Annotated in this window: 17 protein-coding genes; 14 read left to right on the top strand and 3 right to left on the bottom strand. The window is 42.9% G+C overall.

What is annotated here, in order from left to right:
* Nucleotides 1-93: 93 nt before the first annotated feature.
* On the bottom strand, nucleotides 94-807 hold the full coding sequence (gene rsmG / locus HMPREF3002_RS05485) for a 16S rRNA (guanine(527)-N(7))-methyltransferase RsmG (RefSeq protein WP_070665485.1): 714 nt from the start codon (nucleotides 805-807) through the stop codon (nucleotides 94-96).
* Between the two features lie 70 nt (nucleotides 808-877).
* On the opposite strand from rsmG, the gene HMPREF3002_RS05480 reads away from it, so the two are divergent.
* Both HMPREF3002_RS05480 and htpX read left to right on the top strand, forming a co-directional pair.
* Complete coding sequence (locus HMPREF3002_RS05480) at nucleotides 878-1,438, top strand: LemA family protein (protein WP_061564262.1); 561 nt, start codon at nucleotides 878-880, stop codon at nucleotides 1,436-1,438.
* A 1-nt stretch (nucleotide 1,439) separates the two neighbouring features.
* The gene (htpX, locus tag HMPREF3002_RS05475; protein WP_070665484.1) at nucleotides 1,440-2,336 is read left to right on the top strand and encodes a zinc metalloprotease HtpX; all 897 of its coding nucleotides are present in this window, start codon (nucleotides 1,440-1,442) and stop codon (nucleotides 2,334-2,336) included.
* Nucleotides 2,337-2,362: 26 nt separating this feature from the next.
* On the opposite strand, the gene HMPREF3002_RS05470 is transcribed toward htpX, so the two are convergent.
* Both HMPREF3002_RS05470 and HMPREF3002_RS05465 read right to left on the bottom strand, forming a co-directional pair.
* Complete coding sequence (locus tag HMPREF3002_RS05470) at nucleotides 2,363-3,580, bottom strand: MFS transporter (RefSeq protein ID WP_070665483.1); 1,218 nt, start codon at nucleotides 3,578-3,580, stop codon at nucleotides 2,363-2,365.
* Between the two features lie 283 nt (nucleotides 3,581-3,863).
* Nucleotides 3,864-4,724, bottom strand: coding sequence for a helix-turn-helix domain-containing protein (locus HMPREF3002_RS05465; protein ID WP_070665482.1), 861 nt, complete (start codon nucleotides 4,722-4,724; stop codon nucleotides 3,864-3,866).
* A gap of 198 nt (nucleotides 4,725-4,922) precedes the next feature.
* On the opposite strand from HMPREF3002_RS05465, the gene HMPREF3002_RS05460 reads away from it, so the two are divergent.
* The 12 genes from HMPREF3002_RS05460 to HMPREF3002_RS05405 all read left to right on the top strand — a co-directional run bounded on the left by HMPREF3002_RS05460 (nucleotide 4,923) and on the right by HMPREF3002_RS05405 (nucleotide 21,185).
* On the top strand, nucleotides 4,923-5,462 hold the full coding sequence (locus HMPREF3002_RS05460; protein WP_070665481.1) for a YceD family protein: 540 nt from the start codon (nucleotides 4,923-4,925) through the stop codon (nucleotides 5,460-5,462).
* Nucleotides 5,463-5,586: 124 nt separating this feature from the next.
* Nucleotides 5,587-7,065 (top strand): flotillin family protein, encoded by a 1,479-nt coding sequence (locus HMPREF3002_RS05455; RefSeq protein WP_003008427.1) that lies wholly within the window; start codon nucleotides 5,587-5,589, stop codon nucleotides 7,063-7,065.
* 168 nt (nucleotides 7,066-7,233) lie between these two features.
* Nucleotides 7,234-8,658 carry an NADP-dependent phosphogluconate dehydrogenase gene (gene gndA, locus HMPREF3002_RS05450; RefSeq protein WP_049515531.1) on the top strand — a complete coding sequence of 475 codons (1,425 nt, stop codon included), beginning with the start codon at nucleotides 7,234-7,236 and terminating at the stop codon, nucleotides 8,656-8,658.
* Nucleotides 8,659-8,667: 9 nt separating this feature from the next.
* Nucleotides 8,668-9,366 carry a response regulator transcription factor gene (locus HMPREF3002_RS05445; RefSeq protein WP_070665480.1) on the top strand — a complete coding sequence of 233 codons (699 nt, stop codon included), beginning with the start codon at nucleotides 8,668-8,670 and terminating at the stop codon, nucleotides 9,364-9,366.
* A 234-nt stretch (nucleotides 9,367-9,600) separates the two neighbouring features.
* The gene (locus HMPREF3002_RS05440) at nucleotides 9,601-11,793 is read left to right on the top strand and encodes a PTS transporter subunit IIBC (protein ID WP_070665704.1); all 2,193 of its coding nucleotides are present in this window, start codon (nucleotides 9,601-9,603) and stop codon (nucleotides 11,791-11,793) included.
* An 85-nt stretch (nucleotides 11,794-11,878) separates the two neighbouring features.
* The gene (locus HMPREF3002_RS05435; RefSeq protein WP_070665479.1) at nucleotides 11,879-12,691 is read left to right on the top strand and encodes an endonuclease/exonuclease/phosphatase family protein; all 813 of its coding nucleotides are present in this window, start codon (nucleotides 11,879-11,881) and stop codon (nucleotides 12,689-12,691) included.
* Nucleotides 12,692-12,856: 165 nt separating this feature from the next.
* Nucleotides 12,857-13,330 carry a transcriptional regulator NrdR gene (nrdR, locus tag HMPREF3002_RS05430; protein ID WP_003005476.1) on the top strand — a complete coding sequence of 158 codons (474 nt, stop codon included), beginning with the start codon at nucleotides 12,857-12,859 and terminating at the stop codon, nucleotides 13,328-13,330.
* Nucleotides 13,331-14,509, top strand: a complete 1,179-nt coding sequence (locus tag HMPREF3002_RS05425; RefSeq protein ID WP_049472058.1) for a replication initiation and membrane attachment family protein — start codon at nucleotides 13,331-13,333, stop codon at nucleotides 14,507-14,509. It abuts the gene before it with no gap.
* Nucleotides 14,510-15,409: a primosomal protein DnaI gene (gene dnaI / locus HMPREF3002_RS05420; protein ID WP_070665478.1), complete on the top strand. Its 900-nt coding sequence runs from the start codon at nucleotides 14,510-14,512 to the stop codon at nucleotides 15,407-15,409. It begins immediately after the preceding gene.
* Nucleotides 15,406-16,119 (top strand): nitroreductase family protein, encoded by a 714-nt coding sequence (locus HMPREF3002_RS05415; protein WP_049483340.1) that lies wholly within the window; start codon nucleotides 15,406-15,408, stop codon nucleotides 16,117-16,119. The genes dnaI and HMPREF3002_RS05415 overlap by 4 nt, the downstream gene beginning before the upstream one ends.
* A gap of 58 nt (nucleotides 16,120-16,177) precedes the next feature.
* A complete protein-coding gene (gene der, locus HMPREF3002_RS05410) occupies nucleotides 16,178-17,488 on the top strand; it encodes a ribosome biogenesis GTPase Der (protein WP_031575509.1) in 1,311 nt (436 codons plus the stop codon).
* 598 nt (nucleotides 17,489-18,086) lie between these two features.
* A complete protein-coding gene (locus HMPREF3002_RS05405; RefSeq protein WP_070665477.1) occupies nucleotides 18,087-21,185 on the top strand; it encodes a pilus expression-regulating Snf2 family helicase in 3,099 nt (1,032 codons plus the stop codon).
* Nucleotides 21,186-21,198 lie beyond the last annotated feature (13 nt).

Raw genomic sequence — 21,198 nt, 5'->3', positions numbered from 1 at the left:
GCGTCTTGCTCGACAATCCAAAAACAATTGAGAGACTAGGACTTTTGTCTCAGCCTCTTTTTTGACTTTATCCGCTTGGCCCTTTGTATCTTATTACAAAGGCCGCTTATTGGGCATGCCTGCTTTTCTTGGGTATTTATTGGGGGTTTCTTTTTTCTTTTCTACAACAGTGATATAGCGAGGATCCCCATTTGGCAATTCATACTGTAGATTGTCTTCAACATTGCTAAATAGCAGATTCAGGGCGTTTTTGGCTTCCTCCAACTCTTCTGGAGCATTGCTAGCTTTAAGTGCGAGGAGGCGCCCTCCTACTTTCAAATAAGGAATGGTCAGCTCAGAAAGGACCTGCATCCGAGCAACGGCGCGCGCAGTTACGAGGTCAAATTGAGCACGGAAGGCCTTATCTTGCGCAAAGTCTTCAGCTCGTCCATGGTAGAAATGAACCCCGCTCAAGCCTAACTCTTCAGCTAGTAAGTGGAGAAAGTTGATCCGCTTATTGAGGGAATCAATGATGGTCACATCCAACTCAGGGAAAAGGATCTTCATTGGAAGACTTGGAAAGCCTGCACCAGCTCCGATATCCAAAAGACGGATGGGTTGGTTTTCGATCAACCCCTGCAAGATGGGGGCGATTGAATCATAGAAATGCTTGAGATAGACCTCGTCTTTTTCGGTGATAGCAGTGAGGTTAATCTTTTCATTCCACTCAACCAATAACTCAAAATAGCGTTCGTATTGTTCTTTTTGTCGATCAGTTAATGGGAAGCCGAGGTCGGCTAAATGGGTATAAAATTCTTCTGGTTTCATAAGATAATTTTACCACAAAATAAGAGAAATTTGATATACTGGTAGAAAGAAATGAAAGGAATTCAATAAAATGATTTGGATTATTCTTGGGATCCTTGTGGTCCTTGTGTTGATGGTAGTAGGAGTTTACAACGGTTTAGTGAAAAGTCGGATGCAAACTCGCGAAGCTTGGAGTCAAATCGATGTACAATTGAAACGTCGGAATGACTTGATTCCAAACTTGATCGAAACGGTTAAAGGGTATGCCAAGTACGAAGGAGATACACTTGCTAAGGTCACTCAACTTCGCCAACAAGTAGCTCAAGCATCTTCACCTGCAGAAGCAATGGCAGCCAGTGATGCTCTTTCACGTCAAGTTGCAGGCATCTTTGCGGTTGCTGAAAACTACCCAGACTTGAAGGCTAACACCAACTTCATGCAATTGCAAGAAGAATTGACCAATACAGAAAATAAAATTTCTTATGCCCGTCAATTGTACAACAGTGTGACAAGCAACTACAATGTGAAATTGGAAACTTTCCCAACAAATGTGATTGCTGGAATGTTTGGCTTCAAACAAGCCGAATTCCTTCAAGTGCCTGAAGAAGAAAAAGCAGTACCAAAGGTGGACTTTAGCGGATTAGGAGACTAATATGCTCTTTGACCAAATTGCAAGCAATAAAAGGAGAACCTGGATTCTCCTTATTGCTTTTTTCATACTCTTAGCTCTTATCGGAGCAGCCGTTGGTTACCTCTGGTTAGGCTCCTCCCTTGGTGGCGTCATCCTAGCTTTGATTATTGGTGGAATCTATGCCTTTAGCATGATTTTTCAATCCACCGAAGTTGTCATGCGGATGAATGGGGCGCATGAGGTAACGGAAGAGCAAGCCCCTCAACTCTACCATATTGTACAAGATATGGCTATGGTAGCCCAGATCCCCATGCCTCGGGTCTATATTGTAGATGATCCTTCTATGAATGCATTTGCGACAGGGTCTAATCCTCAAAATGCTGCTGTTGCAGCAACGACAGGTCTTCTAGCTGTGATGAACCGTGAGGAATTGGAGGGAGTCATCGGACACGAAGTCAGCCATATTCGCAATTACGATATTCGCATCTCTACGATTGCAGTTGCCCTTGCTAGTGCCATCACCATGCTTTCTAGCATTGGTGGTCGGATGATGTGGTGGGGCGGTGGCCGTAGCCGGGACGATGATCGAGAAGGTAGCGGTGGTTTGGAGATTGTTATGTTGATCCTTTCCTTGCTTGCCATCGTTTTAGCACCATTAGCAGCGACCCTGGTCCAGTTAGCCATCTCTCGTCAACGGGAGTTCCTAGCAGACGCTTCAAGTGTTGAATTGACGCGGAATCCTCAAGGAATGATCAATGCTTTGTTAAAACTAGACAATAGCGAACCAATGCAACGACATGTCGATGATGCGAGCAGTGCACTTTTTATCAACGATCCAAAAAAAGAAACCGGTTTGCAAAAACTCTTTTATACCCACCCACCCATTGCTGAACGGGTAGCTCGCCTAAGAAAAATGTAAAAAAAATCCACCAAACGGTGGATTTTTTATTTGGTTGTTAAGAGGAGGGTAGTGAAACCAAGGATGGCAAAGATCCCCCAAGCTAGGGGAAGGCTCCAGATAGCTAGACTAGAAAAGAGAGCTGTCCCAAGTGGCATGGCAAAGCTGACCATCAGTCCCAAAAAGCTAGAGGTAGAAGCTAATTTTTCAGCGGGTAATTTGCTCATTAAAAGACTGGAAACTTTTGGGTTGATTTTTGCTACAAGATAACCAAGGAAAGTGATGAGTAGAAGGGAAAGAATATCCCAGTGTACCAGGATATTTGTGATACCAAGCATGGTCAGCCCACCTGTGATCCAAAGGAGGATATGATGGAGCGATTGCTTGGAAAAATAGTCATGGGGTGTCAGGCTAGCCCAGACCATGCTTAAAATAGTCACTGCCTCTAAGATCAAGAGGGATTGGCTAAAGCTCAACTGAAAGAAGGGGGAGTGAAGCAGTTGCAAATTGTAGATACCTGAGATGGATCCCCCTAGGGCATTGATAAGAACCAATGAGAAGAGCAACTTGCCAAAGTGGTGAACCTCCTCATCTGCAAAAATACTTTTGGCGTTCTGGTACATCTCTTGGCATTCGTGTACCAAAGAATTCTTACTTTTGGGCTCAATGACGGGATCATGTGTCAGCTGCTTTTTTCTAATCAAGAGACAGGTAGAAGACAGGAGAAAAGTCACTGCATTGATCGAAGCGACCAGGGCAAAATTTTGATGGCTGATGGCTAGCAACCAAACTCCTAGAGCTTGTCCAGAAATCGAACAGACCATACTAAGTAGTTGGTTGAAGGAATAGGCTTCCATCAAATCCTCGTCGGGGATGTTCTTTTTCATGATGGGGAGTTGCAAGCCTCCGCGATAATCGCTCAAACAATCTGAAACAATGTTTAAAAAGCAAACAATCGAAAAGGCTAGGTAACCTGGAATCTTGGTCATGAGAGCAATAAGGATGAAGAGGATGGCTTGAAGATAGCCAATGCGGATCAACCAGTTAGCTTTTTTCTTCGTGCGGTCAGCCTTCATCCCGACAAAAATGGTAAAGAGGCTAGGAATAAACACAATGAGATTAGCAATTCCAACTGCTAGGCTCGGCTGTGGCATGCTGGCAGCAAAGACCACAAAGACCAGATTGTAGATGGCAGCACCCAGGGTATTCAAAAAGCGAGAAAGACTAAGTAAGGCAAAAATCTTATTACGGACTAAGAGTTTCATAAGCCTTCCTCCTTCACGTGATTAGTGGGTAGGACTTGTTTGATGGATCGAAAGATCTGTTTGAAGAGCTCCATTTTCTCCTCTTCAGAGAGAGCTAGTTCCTGATCCTTCAGATAAATGCTGGTATGTGAGAGAAGAAAGCGGAGGAAGTAGCTTTTTAGTTTGGTTATCATGGGAAGAACCTTCTTTCTTTACTTGATAGTCCTATTGTAAACCTAAAAAGCAAGAAAAAAATAATGTTGCATATTTTCAACAAAAACTCACAGAGTAGATCTGTGAGTTTTTAGGATTTATTGATCAGTTCTTGCAGGCCCTGTTTGTAGTAGTTGGCACTGTCCTTACAATCCAGAATAGAGAGAACCTGGATGGCCTGTTCCATCTTTTCAAGACCGATTTCTTTTTCTCCCTTTCGATAGAGAAATTCTCCTTTGGCATAGAGATAAACCGTCCGATGGTAGGCTTCATTTTCAGAGTAAAAGTGGTCCTTGATCAACTGATCAAAATAGATCGCGTCTTCAAATTCATTCGAACTAGTGGCCAGAAAGAAGCCATTGAGAAAAATAGAGTTAAGGGCAGGACGAGAGGAATCTAGGAGAAGTTTGAAATCCTCCCGTTGAACCAACTCCTCTGTGTATTGTCGATAAAGCTGACTAGAGAAAAGAGGAGAGGTCAGAGAGAACAGGTTCAATTCAAAATTTCCCCAGATCATGACAGAGAAGAGATAATCATGGAGGAAATCCAGTTCCTCTTGGCTAGCGGTGAGCTCCACCTCAGGATAGAAGCCAAGCATTTGGGCCTTGAGAATAATGCTGGCTAAGAAGTCTTCTTTTTTCTGATATTTCTGATAGGCTTGCTGGTAGCTTTGGTACAAGGCTTGATCGTGTTCCAAGCTCATGTTTTCATAGTGTTCTTTCAACAATTTGGGGATAAAAGAGTGCTGATCGATTCCAGCTAGATGGGAAAACTCACTGAGGCTCGTTTTGATCTGTTGCAAAGCCTGAAAAAACCGTTGCGTGGTCAGGTCATTTTCTCCTCTTTCAAATCGAGATAACATGGAGCGCGAAAATTCGCCACCCGTAGCTTCCTCTAAAGAGATGTGGCGACTTTCACGTATTTGCCGAAAAACAGCTCCGATTTCTTTCATGAATTCTCCTCTATCTAACAATGCCCTAGCCAGTGACCCTCTTTTGTCCAAAAGATGGTGGGACCCTTGTGTACAACACCAATTGGCCTAGTTACTGTACCTTTTTTCATGATTATAACAAATTTTTGAGGAGACTTCTTGGTTGAGGGGCAGCTTCATGATATACTAGTAGTATCTAGAAGATTTGAGGACAAAAGAATGAACCTATTTACACAAGAAATCCGTAAAAATCCTGAAGGACTAGCCTTTGATCAAGAGTTGGATTTGCTCAAAGAATTGCAAAAGCGTAATCCAGAAATTCTTGATTTAAAGAATGTGACAGCGACAGGACGAGTAGCCTATGATACAGGCCTCTATGTCTTGGATTACCAGTTGACCTATACCATCGTTTTGGCATCTAGCCGAAGCATGGAGCCTGTTGAGCTTCAAGAGAGCTATCCTGTAACAGAGGTGTTTGCGGAGGATGTACAGTCTGACGCAGATATCGAGGCCCTAGAGGAAGACTTGATCCTTCCAATCGAAGGTGGGAAGATTGACCTGAGTGAAAGCGTAGCGGATAATATCCTGCTCAATATTCCTCTCAAGGTTCTCACTCCAGAAGAAGAGGCTGGACAAGGTTTTATTGAAGGCAATGATTGGAAAATCCTATCCGAAGAAGAATACCAAGCCGCTCAAGCGATTAAGAAAGAAGAAAACAGTCCTTTCGCCGGTCTAAATGGCTTGTTTGACGAAGAATAAGCTAGAGATTGCATTTGATAAATTTAGACATAAATACAGGTCTTTTCTTTGAGGAAAGGCCTTCTTTTGATATACTAGGATTAATAAACAACAGAGGGGAGACCTCTAAAAAAGGAGAAAAAGTATGGATACTTTATTTATTCCAGGTTGGTTGATTACTGTTGTAATCGTAGCCATTCTTGTATTGATCTTGTTGGTCAAAGGGTATGTCAATGCTAAACCCAACGAAGTCGTGGTCATTACCGGTCTTCGGAAGCAACGTCACTTGCGTGGGAAAGCAGGCTTTATGATTCCCTTTGTCGAACAACGCTCTTATCTTGATATTGAGCAATTCTCGACAGATGTTCGGACATCTGAAGCAGTCCCAACACTGGACTTCATTAACGTCCGTGCCGATGCAGCTGTTAAGTTAAAAATCGGTACAACCGATGAGATGATTGCCCGTGCTGCAGAGAACTTCTTGAACTGGAATACAACGGATATTTCCAATTCTGTCCAAGATGTCTTGGAAGGGAATTTACGGGAAGTGATCGGTCAGATGGAGCTCCGTAAGATGGTCAACGACCGTCAAGAGTTTGCTTCAAAGGTGCAAGACAACGTAGCGCCAGATTTGGCTAAAATGGGGCTTGAAGTCATCGCCTTTACGGTTCAATCCTTCTCTGATGAAGGGGGAGTCATCGACAACCTCGGGATTGAAAATGTTGAAACCATTAAGAAAGATGCCTTGATTGCCAAAGCCAAAGCAGAACGCGAACGCAAGGAAGTCGAAGCAGAACAAGATAAATTGGCCAACGACAAACGTGTTGCAGCCGATCTTGAAATTGCGCAAAAACAAAACGAATTAAAACTCAAACAAGCAGCCCTCAAACAAGAAGCAGATATTGCCCAAGCAAAAGCAGATGCCGCTAAAGGGATTGAGGCAGAAGTGCAACGTCGTGAACAAGAGCGCGTGGCAGCTGAAGCCAATATCATGAAACAAGAAAAAGAAGCGGAAGTCAAAGAACGCGAAGTTAAGGTTCGTGAGCAAGAATTGGATGCCAACATCCGTAAGCAAGCCGAAGCTGAAAAGTATGCGCGTCAACAAGCAGCCGAAGCAGAATTGATCGAACGCCAACGCAAGGCAGAAGCAGAACTCTTCGAAACACAAAAAGAAGCCGAAGCTCGGAAAGCCCAAGCCGAAGCTGAGAAATTTGCTCAACTACAAGAGGCTGAAGCTATCGAAGCCAAAGGTCGTGCAGAAGCTGAAGCCATTCGCTTGAAACTAGAAGCTGAAGCGAAAGGTTTGGACCAAAAGGCCGAAGCAATGAAGAAAATGCAAGAAGCAGCCATTACTGAAATGGTCGTTGACAAGTTGCCTGAAATTGCGCGTGCTGTCGCTGAACCATTAACCAAGGTGGATAAAATCACCATGTATGGCGAAGGCAATGCTTCTAAGATGGTGGGCGATATTATGCAAAGTATCGACCAAGTCTCTCAAGGAGCCGGATTTGATATTCGTCAATTGCTAGCAGGAGCCCTTGGAGTTAATATGACGGTCAATAAACTCAAAGAAGGAGAACAACCGGTCATTGAAGCAGAGGAGTTAGCTTCTAAAGAAGATTAATGCCATTCATCAAGAAGTGTCTGAGAACTGTTTCTCGGGCACTTTTGTTTTTAAGATCAAATGACTTGCATGATCTTCTCCCTCTAGAGAAGGCGGGAAGCTATTTTCTGCTTTCTTTTGAGGAGGAAAAATGGTAGAATAAAGGCAAACTATAAAGAGGAGTGTCACATGACTAAAGCAAACTTTGGTGTTGTTGGTATGGCCGTAATGGGTCGTAACCTTGCCCTTAATATCGAATCTCGTGGCTATACAGTTGCCATTTATAACCGTAGTAAAGAAAAAACTGAAGATGTGATTGCTTGTCACCCTGATAAAAAATTCGTGCCAAGCTACGATATCGAAAGCTTCGTAAACTCAATCGAAAAACCACGCCGTATCATGCTTATGGTTCAAGCAGGACCTGGTACAGATGCAACTATCCAGGCCCTTCTTCCACACTTGGATAAAGGTGACATCTTGATTGATGGAGGGAACACTTTCTATAAAGATACTATCCGTCGTAATGAAGAGTTGGCGAATTCAGGGATCAACTTTATCGGTACAGGTGTATCTGGTGGTGAAAAAGGTGCCCTTGAAGGTCCTTCTATCATGCCTGGTGGACAAAAAGAAGCTTATGAATTGGTAGCAGATGTTCTTGAAGAAATCTCTGCAAAAGCACCAGAAGATGGTAAACCATGTGTGACTTACATCGGTCCTGATGGAGCTGGTCACTATGTGAAAATGGTCCACAACGGGATCGAGTACGGTGACATGCAATTGATCGCAGAAAGCTATGACTTGATGCAACACTTGCTCGGTCTTTCAGCAGAAGACATGGCTGAAATCTTTACTGAGTGGAATAAGGGTGAATTGGACAGCTACTTGATCGAAATCACTGCTGATATCCTTGGACGCAAAGACGATGAAGGTCAAGATGGACCAATCGTAGACTATATCCTGGATGCTGCAGGAAACAAGGGAACTGGTAAATGGACTAGCCAATCAGCTCTTGACCTTGGTGTACCATTGTCACTCATTACTGAGTCTGTATTTGCACGTTATATCTCTACTTATAAAGAAGAACGTGTACACGCTAGCAAGGTGCTTCCAAAACCAGCTGCTTTCAAATTTGAAGGAGACAAGGTTGAGTTGATTGAAAAAATCCGTCAAGCCCTTTACTTTTCAAAAATCATCTCTTACGCACAAGGTTTTGCGCAATTGCGTGTAGCTTCTAAAGAAAACAACTGGAACTTGCCATTTGCGGACATCGCATCTATCTGGCGCGATGGCTGTATCATCCGTTCTCGTTTCTTGCAAAAGATCACAGATGCTTACAACCGTGATGCAGATCTTGCTAACCTTCTTTTGGATGAGTACTTCTTGGATGTCACTGCTAAGTACCAACAATCTGTTCGTGATATCGTAGCTCTTGCTGTTCAAGCTGGTGTACCCGTACCAACCTTCTCAGCAGCCATCACTTACTTTGATAGCTACCGTTCAGCGGATCTTCCAGCAAACTTGATCCAAGCACAACGTGACTACTTTGGTGCTCACACATACCAACGTAAAGACAAAGAAGGTACCTTCCACTATTCTTGGTACGATGAAAAATAATCTTGCTCTATGGTCAAACGAGTTCTACTAGTAGAAAATGAGAAGCAAATTGCTCGCTTCATTGATTTGGAACTTCAAAAAGAAGGGTACCAAGTTGATGTAGTAGAGGATGGAAAAGCGGGTCTGGCCTTGATTGCTGCGACCAAATATGATCTGATCTTGTTTAATTACGATCTGTCAGATATGTCTGGTGAAACATTCGCAGAGGAAATCAGTCAGATTCGCCCAGCTTCTGTTTTGATTGTTTTGGATAGCCGCGAAAAAATTGCTGAGCACAAAGAGAGTATTCAGCGCTTTGCCGTTTCCTATATGGTCAAACCCTTTATTATCAGCGATTTGGTAGATAAGATCACAGCCATTTTTAGAGGACGTGATTATATTGACCAACATTGTAGCCAGATGAAAATCCCAACGTCATACCGCAATTTGCGCATTGATGTGGAACACCATACCGTCTATCGTGGGAAAGACATGATTAGTTTGACCCGCAGAGAGTATGATCTCTTAGCGACTCTGATGGGAAGCAAAGGGGTGGTGACACGCGATCAGTTGTTGGAGAGTGTCTGGAAGTACGAGAGTACAGGTGAGACTAATATTGTTGACGTCTATATCCGGTATCTTCGTGGGAAAATTGATCTACCAGGTCAAAAAAGCTATATTAAGACCGTTCGTGGGATTGGCTATGCCATGCAAGACGCATTAGAATAAAACATTCGAACCCTTAGAGGGTTCGAATATTTTTATACTTCAAGGGAAACGTTTGCGTCGAAAAGGAATGAGTTTTAAAAAGAATATGGCTTAAAAAAGATAAAAAAAGATAAAATTTGGAGAAAAAAATGAATGTAAGGCTTTACAAATTTTTAAAATATGGTATACTAGAAACAAATTAAGCGCAAACGTTTTCTTAAAACAAAGCCTTAAACAATATAAGGAGGTTGAATGATGAACAAAGGATCATTCAAAAGTTTATTTAGCTTTGAATTCTGGCAGAAGTTCGGTAAGGCCTTGATGGTCGTTATCGCTGTCATGCCAGCGGCTGGGTTGATGATTTCAATCGGGAAATCTATCCCTATGATCAACCCGAATTTATCTCCACTTGTTATTACAGGTGGAATTCTCGAACAAATCGGTTGGGGGGTTATCGGAAACCTTCACATCCTCTTTGCCCTTGCTATCGGTGGTAGCTGGGCCAAAGAACGTGCAGGGGGTGCCTTTGCAGCTGGTCTCTCTTTCATCTTGATTAACCGTATTACCGGTGCAGTTTTCGGAGTGACATCTGCAATGTTAGCTGATAAGGCTGCTACGGTTCACACAATCTTCGGTGGATCAATTAAAGTTGCGGACTACTTTATCAGTGTTCTTGAAGCTCCAGCTCTTAATATGGGGGTATTTGTAGGGATTATCTCAGGTTTTGTTGGAGCAACAGCCTTCAATAAATACTACAACTACCGTAAACTCCCAGAAGCCCTTTCTTTCTTCAATGGGAAACGCTTTGTACCATTCGTTGTTATCGTCCGTTCAGCTGCTACAGCCTTGGTTTTGGCAGCATTGTGGCCAGTAGTTCAATCAGGAATTAATGGGTTTGGTGTTTGGATCGCTAACTCCCAATCCACTGCTCCAGTATTGGCACCATTCTTGTTTGGTACCTTGGAACGTCTTCTCTTGCCATTTGGTCTTCACCACATGTTGACCATTCCAATCAACTATACTCAATTGGGTGGTAGCTACCAAGTTCTTACAGGTGCTGCCAAAGGAACAACTGTATTTGGACAAGATCCACTTTGGTTGGCTTGGGTAACAGACCTTGTTAACTTGAAGAAAGCTGATCCTAGCCAATACCAACACTTGCTTCATGCTTACACACCAGCTCGTTTCAAAGTTGGTCAAATGATCGGATCATTTGGTATTTTGATGGGGATTGTGGTTGCTATCTACCGCAATGTGGATCCAGATAAAAAAGAAAAATACAAAGGGATGCTTTTTGCAACTGCCCTTGCAACATTCTTGACAGGTGTAACAGAACCAATTGAATACATGTTCATGTTTATTGCTACACCATTGTACATCATCTATGCTCTTGTTCAAGGGGCTGCCTTTGCAATGGCTGACTTGGTTAACCTTCGAGTTCACTCATTCGGTTCAATCGAATTCTTGACACGTACCCCAATGGCCATCAACGCTGGTTTGGCATTAGATATCTTTAACTTTGTATGGGTAACAGTCCTCTTTGGATTTATCATGTACTTCATTGCCAACTTCATGATTAAGAAATTCAATTATGCGACTCCAGGACGTAACGGTAACTATGAACAAAATGATGATGCCCCTTCAGGAGATGGTGCAGCAGCAGGTGCTGCTACAAGCTCAGCAAGCTCACAAGTCATTAACATTATCAACCTTCTTGGTGGACGTGCTAACATCGTCGACGTTGACGCATGTATGACTCGTCTTCGTGTAACCGTTAAGGACGCTGAAAAAGTCGGAACAGAAGAACAATGGAAAGCTGAAGGCGCTATGGGTCTTGTCATGAAAGGACAAGGGGTCCAAGCGATCTACGGACCTAAAGCTGACGTATTGAAATCTGATATCCAAGACGTTCTTGATTCAGGTGAAGTCATTCCTGAAACACTTCCTAGCCAAATGACAGCAGTTCAAAAGGCTGAAGCAACCTTTAAAGGGGTAACTGATGAAGTTCACTCTGTTGCAGATGGTGAAGTGATCAACATCGAAGATGTGAAAGATCCTGTATTCTCACAAAAAATGATGGGAGACGGATTTGCAGTTGAGCCTGAAAATGGCCACATCGTTTCACCAGTTGCTGGTAAAGTTACTAGTGTCTTCCCAACCAAACATGCCCTTGGTTTGGTAACAGATAATGGTTTGGAAGTCTTGGTTCACATCGGTCTAGATACTGTTAGTCTTGAAGGAAAACCATTTGAGGTTAAAGTTTCTGAAGGTCAAACAGTGGCTGCTGGAGACCTCTTGGTAGAAGCAGACCTTGATGCAATCCGTGCAGCTGGTCGTGAAACTTCAACAATTGTTGTCTTCACAAATGCAGATGCGATTAAATCCGTTAAGGTCGAACATACTGGTAAATTGGCAGCAAATGCGCCAGTTGCAACAGTAGAATTATAAGAGACGTCGGCAAAGAAAATGAGGTTGGGGCAGTGCACCCGGCCTCTTGCCGTTTCTTGATTTGGAGAGAAGGAGAAATCAGGGGATGAAATTTTTAACATTAAATTCCCATAGTTGGATGGAAGAGAATGCTCAGCAAAAATTTGAAACCCTCAAGGAACAAATTTTAGAAGCGCAATATGATGTGATCTGTTTCCAAGAGGTCAATCAAGAAATGGCCTCAGAAGCAGTCGAAACAGATGAGTATTATCAAGCTTTGCCATCAGCTGTAGCCATTCACAAAGATCACTTTGTTCGCGTATTGGTAGAAGAGTTAGCTGCTCATGGGCTCCACTATTATTGGACTTGGGCTTACAACCATATTGGCTATGATCACCTCAATGAGGGTGTAGCGGTTCTTTCGCGTCAACCCTTGAAGGCGGATGAGATTTTGGTATCCAATATGGATGATCCAACGGACTACCATACCCGTCGAGTGGCTGTTGCCCATACGAGTGTGGATGGCAAAGAGATTGCTGTTGCCAGCGTCCATCTTTCTTGGTGGGACAAAGGTTTCCAATTTGAGTGGCCACGCATTGAGAACTACTTCAGCCAAGTAAGCAAACCCTTTATTCTAGCTGGTGATTTCAATAATCCTGCTGGTCAAGAAGGGTATGAGACGATTCTATCCAGTTCCCTTAAGCTTCAAGACAGCTTTATTGAAGCCAAAGAAACAAAGGGGACTTATACTGTAGGCCCTGGAATCGATGGCTGGACAGACAATCAAGTTCCATTGCGAATTGATTACGTCTTTGCAAGTCCAGAATGGGACATCCAGCGTCTACATGTCATTTTTGATGGTCAAAACAAACCCCATGTTAGTGATCACTATGGCTTAGAAGCTGAATTATCGCTTTAATATAAACGGAGAGTCGAAAGGAAAACGATTTTATTCAAATCGTCCTTCGACTCTTTTTTATGGATCAAATAGGAGCAAGCATAGGGGATTCTCCTGTTCTTCTGCTTTCTTTACGATTCAATTTATGGTAAAATGAAGTGTTAAAACAGTTTAAGGAGGTAGCAAATGCGTTGTCCAAAATGTGGTGGAAGTAAGTCTAGTGTGGTGGATAGTCGACAAGCTGAAGATGGGAACACCATCCGTCGTCGCAGGGAATGCGAAGAATGCCATTATCGCTTTACTACCTACGAACGAGTGGAAGAGCGGACCCTAGTGGTCGTCAAAAAAGATGGGACACGCGAGCAATTTTCTCGTGATAAAATCTTTAATGGTATTATCCGCTCAGCTCAAAAACGGCCGGTTTCTAGTGACGAAATCGAAGAAATTGTAAACCGGATCGAGCAAAAGGTTCGCAGCCAAAGTGATAATGAAATTAACAGTGAGTATATTGGTTCTTTGGTTATGGATGAGTTAGCAGATCTAGATGAGATTACCTATGTCCGTTTTGCAAGTGTTTACCGGAGTTTCAAGGATGTCGGTGAATTAGAGACCCTCTTGAAACAAATCACGAAGGGAACCAAGAAGAAAAAGGAAAAATAGATGAAGCCTAATACGCCTTTCTCATTTTTAAAAAATAATCTTCTTCCGCCGGCAGGGGCTGCATTGGAGCAGTATTACCTGCCTATTTTGGAGACGGAAACGGTAGCAGTTTATCGTTATCTGCTGGCCTCTTATGATCAGGGTGAAAAACAATATTTACTGGCTCAAATCCTCAATCACTTGAATATAGGATTTCCACAGTTGCTACTCGCTTTTGATCGTTTAATTGCCATGGGGTTGATCGATCTCTATGAGGAAGAAGTTGGGATCACCATCCAATTACATGCTCCTCTTGCCTCAGAACAATTTTTTTCAAATGCTGTTTTTAAACGCTTGCTTGAAAAAAAGATTGGGGAAAAGGCTGTTGAGGATCTGATCCCAGCACGCTCTTTAGGAACTAGACGGCAAGTTTCCTTCTCTCAAGTCTTTGGACTAGATGCTGGTGAGGCGACCGTTCTTCCAAGTAAGAAACAGCAGTTTGATATGGAGATGTTTAAGCGAATGATGGGGCGTGATGGACTTCGTTTTGCGGATGAAGGAGAAGCGACTTTAGCCCTCTTTGCCCTCGCAGAAGAACAACAATGGACCTGGTATGAAACCTATCTCCTAGCAAAAGAAACGGCTGTAGACCGGATTGTCTCTCCAAAGAGAATGAAGCAAAAGTTGGCTCAGGCGAGCCAGGAGCACCCCCGCATGTCCTATAGCCGTCAGGAAGAAACCATTCTGAGGGAAGCGAAGGCAAAATCCAGCCTACAATTTCTAGCGGAGATTAAGAAGGCGCGCAATGCGACCATTACGCAGAGCGAACGCAAGACATTATCCAAGTTAGCTGATCTAGGCTTACTAGACGAGGTGATCAATATTATCTTGTTGTTGACCTTTAACAAGACCCAGTCTGCTAATCTCAATGAAAAGTATGCTTTGAAGGTGGGAAATGATTTTTCTTATCAAGGCGTCAACAGTGCAGAACTGGCAGTTTTAAAAGTTCGAGAACGCCAGGAACAAGCTAAAGCTCAAGGAAACAAGGGGACGAGTCCTACATCAGCTAAGGGCAAGAACAGCAATGTTCCCAAGTGGAGCCAACCAAACTATCAAAATCAAACCAGTCAAGCAGAAAAGGTGGATCTTGCTAAAGAGAAACAACGCCTATTAGAAAAACTGAATCAAGGAGGTGAGTAGATGGAAAGTGTAGGTCAAACCATGTCTCACATGAACCGTGCGCGTCAATTTAACTATGAGGATTTGGTGGCACAGATTTTAGCAGACCAAGAAGTCGCTGCCTTTATCCAAGCTCAGTCTTTGTCTGAGCAAGAAATTCGACGGAGTATTTCAAAATTTAATCAATACATTAGTGAGCGAAACCGTTTTTTGCTTGCTGATCCGGATTATATTGCCAAAGGCTATAAACCGATCCTAACCATGAATGAAGGTTATGCAGATGTGGCCTATGAGGAGACACCAGAGTTAATCGAAGCCCAAAAACGGGCTGCGATCAACCAACGTCTTAACTTGATCAATCTCCCTTCAACCTTAAAAGAAGCCAGTCTAGCCAAGGTAGAGCTCGATGATAAGGGACGATTTGAGGCCTTTGAAGAATTAGCCAATTTTGTAGCCAACTATCCGGAATATCAAAAGGGGATCTACCTCTATGGTGATTTTGGAGTAGGAAAGAGCTACATGATGGCAGCCTTGGCTCATGATTTATCCGAAAAACGTCAGGCCTCTACTACCCTACTTCATTTCCCAAGTTTTGCTATCGATGTAAAAAATGCCATCAGTTCAGGCTTGGTCAAAGAAACCGTCGACCAGGTGAAAAAAGCCGAAATTTTAATTCTCGATGATATTGGGGCGGAGCAGATGTCAGCCTGGGTGCGAGATGAAATCTTGCAGGTGATCTTGCAACACCGGATGCAGGAAAATCTTCCAACCTTCTTCACCTCCAATTTTAATTTTGAAGAGTTGGAACGCCATTTTGCAACGTCACGCAATGGTGATGAAACCTGGCAGGCTAAACGCGTTATGGAGCGTGTGAAATTTTTAGCTAAGGAAATCCATTTAGAAGGAGTAAATCGTCGATGAATGATACTATCCGTTTAATGCAGTCTCATTTTTCTGTTCGTCGCTTTAAGGAAGAACCGATTAAAGAAGCCGATCTTAAGGAAATCTTATCAGCAGGTCAAATGGCTTCAAGTTGGAAAAACTTTCAGTCTTATTCTGTGGTTGTCGTAAAAAGTAGAGAGAAGAAAGAGGCTCTTTACCAATTGCTTCGCCAAGAGGCCATTCGCCAATCGTCTGTATTTCTTCTCTTTGTAGGGGATTTAAACCGAGCTGAAAAAGCTGTCAAACTTCATGAGAAGGACTTCCATCCTGAAGGGGTTGAAAATTTACTGATCACTTCAGTGGATGCGGCTCTGGCAGCTCAAAATACGCTATTAGCAGCTGAAAGTCTCGGCTATGGTGGAGTGATAATCGGTATGTTGCGCTATTGTTCAGAAGAAGTCGCAGAACTCTTCCGTCTACCGGACTATACCTACCCTGTTTTTGGAATTGCTCTCGGAGTGCCAAATCAACAACATGCTGTGAAACCGCGCTTGCCTTTGGAACATATTGCTTTTGAAGAAGAATACCAAGAGCAAGACCTATCAGTTGTGACAGATTATGACAAGGTACAGGCAGATTATGCGGGAGCGCGTGCGACAGATAGCTGGAGCGAGCGACTTGCAGCTCAGTTTGGGAAACCGGAAGAAGAAGCGACCAAACATCTACTGGAAAAACACAAACTATTATAGAAATGAAGAGGGGCCTTCTTGAAACGAGGTCTCGCCTATCTTTAGAAAAGAGGAAATCATGGCCCTACCAACTATTGCGATTGTAGGCCGTCCCAATGTTGGAAAATCTACGCTCTTTAACCGGATTGCCGGTGAGCGGATCTCCATCGTTGAGGATGTTGAAGGAGTCACTCGTGACCGCATTTATGCAACAGCTGAGTGGTTGAATCGAAAATTTAGTATCATTGATACAGGGGGAATTGATGACGTAGATGCCCCATTTATGGAGCAAATCAAGCATCAGGCAGAAATTGCCATGGACGAAGCAGATGTCATTGTCTTTGTTGTTTCTGGAAAAGAAGGGATCACCGATGCCGATGAATATGTCACCCGTATCTTGTATAAGACCCATAAACCAGTGATCCTGGCTGTCAACAAGGTGGATAACCCAGAGATGCGCAATGATATCTATGACTTTTATGCCTTGGGACTGGGTGAGCCACTACCGGTATCCTCTGTCCACGGGATCGGAACTGGGGATGTGCTCGATGCCATCATCGAAAATCTTCCGAATGACACAGAAGAAGAAAATCCAGATATCATCAAATTTAGCTTGATTGGTCGCCCAAATGTTGGGAAGTCAAGCTTGATCAATGCGATCCTAGGAGAAGACCGGGTCATCGCAAGCCCTGTTGCTGGAACCACACGGGATGCCATCGATACCCATTTTACCGATGCAGATGGCCAAGAATTTACCATGATCGATACAGCTGGTATGCGCAAATCTGGTAAAATCTATGAAAACACTGAGAAATATTCTGTCATGCGTGCCATGCGTGCCATCGACCGCTCAGATGTGGTTTTGATGGTTATCAATGCCGAAGAAGGGATTCGGGAGTATGACAAACGGATCGCTGGCTTTGCTCATGAAGCTGGTAAAGGTATGATCATTGTTGTCAACAAATGGGATACCATTGAAAAAGACAACCATACCATGAAGCAGTGGGAAGATGACATTCGCGATCAATTCCAATACCTTTCTTATGCGCCGATTGTTTTTGTCTCTGCCTTAACCAAACAACGCTTGCACAAGTTGCCAGAGATGATTAAACAGATCAGTGAGAGTCAAAATACACGGATTCCTTCAGCTGTCTTGAACGATGTGATTATGGATGCCATTGCCATTAATCCAACGCCGACCGACAAAGGAAAACGTCTCAAGATCTTCTATGCGACACAAGTGGCAACCAAGCCGCCAACTTTTGTGGTCTTTGTTAACGAAGAAGAACTGATGCACTTCTCATACCTCCGTTTCTTGGAGAACCAAATTCGCAAGGCCTTTGTTTTTGAAGGAACTCCAATCCATTTGATTGCGCGAAAACGGAAGTAGGGAATACGAGACAAATGGATCAAAGTGGAGAAGGATATTTCAAATGATAAAACGCTCATTCTTCCAACTATGAAAACAACTAAAAGTAGCGCATAAGCGTTGCTTTTTTTAATAAGCTGGTAAAATGAAGTGGAGGATAGTCAGATGCGTAGTATCATGGTCCGGATATTCTTTATTCCTTATGCTTTTTTTAAGGATGAGTAGAGTAAACTCATGAAGATCATGAGAGCTTTAGGTTTGTGTACTTATTATTTAAAATCTATCTGTATCTCTTGTTTCTCGGTTCGATCGTAAGCTTGGAGCTCTTGATCCTATTGTTGGGGATTTTATTAAAAAATAGGTCGTATTTTTTGTGGGCTATCGGGATCTTTCTCCTCTCTATTTAGCTATTCTGTCTATTGTTCGCTCAGACGGTTAAAAGAGAAAAATCATGGATAGCTGATTGAGGTAACTCTATTACGAAATCAGGTGAAAATCTGGGACAAGACTGTCTCAGTTTTTTCTAAAAGTAAGTTAAAATCCTTTTAATAGTAAAATTATCTTTTCTAATTTTATCTTAAATATGGTATAATAAAGGGATTAATCTAAGGTGGTAAACATGGCAAAATTAATTCCTGGGAAGGTTCGTTCACAAGGGAGCCTTCTCTATGAAGCTGGGAAAGTTTCCCTTCAGGAAGTAAAAGAAAAATACCTGTATTTTCGGGTGGAAGAAGAAAGCTTGCGGTACAGTTTGGACGACGATGCCGTTTTTTGTAGCTGTGCTTTCTTTCAAAAGAAAAAATTCTGTACGCATCTGGCAGCTGTGGAAGCTTTTTTGAAGAATGATGACAGTGGGAAAGCAGCTCTTGCAAGTCTTGAAGAAGACGCCACGGCGACTGAAGAAACGCAGGAGAAGGTCTCTTTTGGAAGTTTGTTTTTAGACCAGGTTCTTCCAAAAATCGAAAAGAAAGCAACACGTTATGTCTTATCAGCAGTCGGGCAGGAGGATGAATACTCTGGTCAATTCTTGTGGACCCTTCGCATTCGTCGCTTGCCAGACGAGCGTTCTTATGTGATCAGAGATGTGCTAGCTTTTTTGCAGACCCTTCAAAAAGAAGGCCACTTTGCAATTGGCAAAAGTTACTATGAACCCATTTCTTATTTAGAATTTGATGGGCCTAGTCAGGATGTGATCAATTTCCTACAAGGCTTGGTCACAGATAGTGGCTCGAAAGAGCAAGATTTCTTTCCCAATGCTGGGCGCCATCTTTATTTTCCACCGACTCTCTTTGAAGAAGCTGTAGAATTACTGATGAATTTGGATTCTTTCCTCTTGCAATACAGCTTGTATGATTTTTCTGAAGTCTATTTTCAGGATGTCCATGGGGAGGAAGATCTCTTTCATTTTCAGGTGGAAGACCATGGTGATTTTTACGAATTGATCATTACGGAGCCACAAGTGAAGGTTGTCGAGTCGGCTGTTTACCTGTTTCGAAATGGTGTCTTCTATCACCTGACGCCCCAACAGCGAACCCTATGGAAGGCGATTCAAGACTTACCAATGGATCAGGATCGCAAAAAACGCCTGCATTTTGATCCAACGGACCAAACAAAGCTTTCCTATAGTTTAAAAGAGTTCAAAAAACTGGGACAAATAACAGCACCGACCAGCTTTTTAATCCACGATTTCACTCCGGAATTTCATTTTGATCTAGCACAGGATCAGACTGTATTACTGGATGTTGTCTTTCAATACCAGGATCGTGTGGTGACCACGCGTGAGGAACTTCTCAATCTTCCTTATTCTAGTGATTTCGATAAGGAGCAAGAAGTCTTTTCAACCATGCTAGCAGCAGGTTTTACGGATGATTTTTCTTCCCAAAGAAGTCCTTTATCAAGTGAGCAAATCTATCCATTCTTTCACCAACAGATCCCGACTTTTGAAGCCTTAGGAGAGGTTACCCTCTCTGATAGCCTTTTAGATCTTTATCAAGTGGAGCGTCCAAAAATTGATGTTAAAACCAATGGCAGTCTACTGGAGATCGGTTTTGACTTTGAAAGTGTGGATCCAGCCGAAGTGGACCAGGTCCTCAAAGCTCTAGTAGGGCAAAAAGACTATTTTGTCAGCCATACAGGGAAAGTTCTTGTCTTTGATGAAGAAACTAAGAAGATTAGTCGAGCCTTAGCAGATCTGCGAGCGAAAATGAGCAAGGGTGGGAAACTACAAGCCCGCCGGATTGCTGCTTATCAGCTATCTGATTTGTTGGCAGATCAAGACAATGTTCATTTTTCAGAAGAATTTCGAAATTTAGCTCATGATCTGACTCATCCAGAAGACTTCCAACTTCCTCAGATGACAATCCAAGCGACCCTGAGGGATTACCAAGAAACAGGGGTTAAATGGTTCTCCATGCTAAATCATTATGGTTTTGGTGGTATTTTAGCGGATGATATGGGGCTTGGGAAAACCCTGCAGACTATTTCATTTTTGACCAGTGTTGCAAAAAAAGAAACTAAAATCTTGATTCTCGCTCCATCTAGTCTCATCTACAATTGGAAACAAGAATTTTCAAAATTCGCTCCTCAGATGGAAGTGGCAGTCGTCTACGGTCTCAAGCAGCACCGAGATGAACTCATTGCAACCAATCCACAGGTGGTTATCACTAGTTACGCTTCTTTCCGTCAAGATGTGGAGGAATACCAGAAGAATCAGTATGAGTACTTGATTCTAGATGAAGCCCAGGTCATGAAAAATGCCCAAACCAAGATTGCCCAACACTTACGTGGCTTTGAGGTTCCGCATGTGTTTGCCCTATCTGGGACACCGATTGAAAATCATGTGGGTGAACTCTGGTCCATTTTCCAAATAGTCCTTCCAGGGCTCTTCCCGGCTAAAAAAGAATTTCAAAAATTGAGTCCTGAGACCATTGCGCGTTTTGTCAAACCTTTCGTCATGAGACGGAAAAAAGATGAAGTGCTCCAAGAATTACCGGACTTAATTGAAACAACCTACCACAATGAGTTGGATGAAAGTCAAAAAACGATCTATTTGGCTCAATTAAAACAAATTCAAGATCGAGTTCGAACCTCTAGTGAAGAGGAACTAAATCGGAGCAAGGTTGAAATTCTCTCAGGTCTTATGCGCCTTCGTCAAATCTGTGATACCCCCGCCCTCTTTATGGAAGATTATCAGGGAGATAGTGGGAAATTAGAGAGCCTTCGAGATCTTTTGGGTCAAATCAAGGATGGCGAACACCGGGTTTTGATCTTCTCTCAATTTAGAGGCATGCTGGATATCCTAGAGCAGGAAATTGACCAGCTTGGCATGACCTCCTTTAAAATCACAGGTTCTACTCCCGCTAAAGATCGACAAGAAATGACCAATGCTTTTAATGCAGGTGAGCGCCATGCTTTTCTCATTTCTCTGAAGGCTGGAGGGGTTGGATTGAACCTCACTGGTGCCGATACGGTCATCTTAGTCGATTTGTGGTGGAATCCTGCAGTGGAAGACCAGGCTATTGGACGTGCCCATCGAATGGGACAGGAACAAAATGTTGAAGTTTACCGCATGATTACTCGTGGTACGATCGAAGAAAAAATCCAAGAACTACAAGCTTCCAAAAGACACTTGGTCTCAACGATTTTAGACGGAACGGAAACACGATCTAGTTTATCGGTTGAGGAAATTCGTGAGATTCTTGGAATTCAGTCAGAATAGCTTGAAAAATTCT

The sequence above is a fragment of the Streptococcus sp. HMSC065E03 genome, assembly GCF_001815045.1.
GTDB lineage: Bacteria > Bacillota > Bacilli > Lactobacillales > Streptococcaceae > Streptococcus > Streptococcus parasanguinis_AD.
This window is presented reverse-complemented; position numbering and strand designations above follow the sequence as displayed.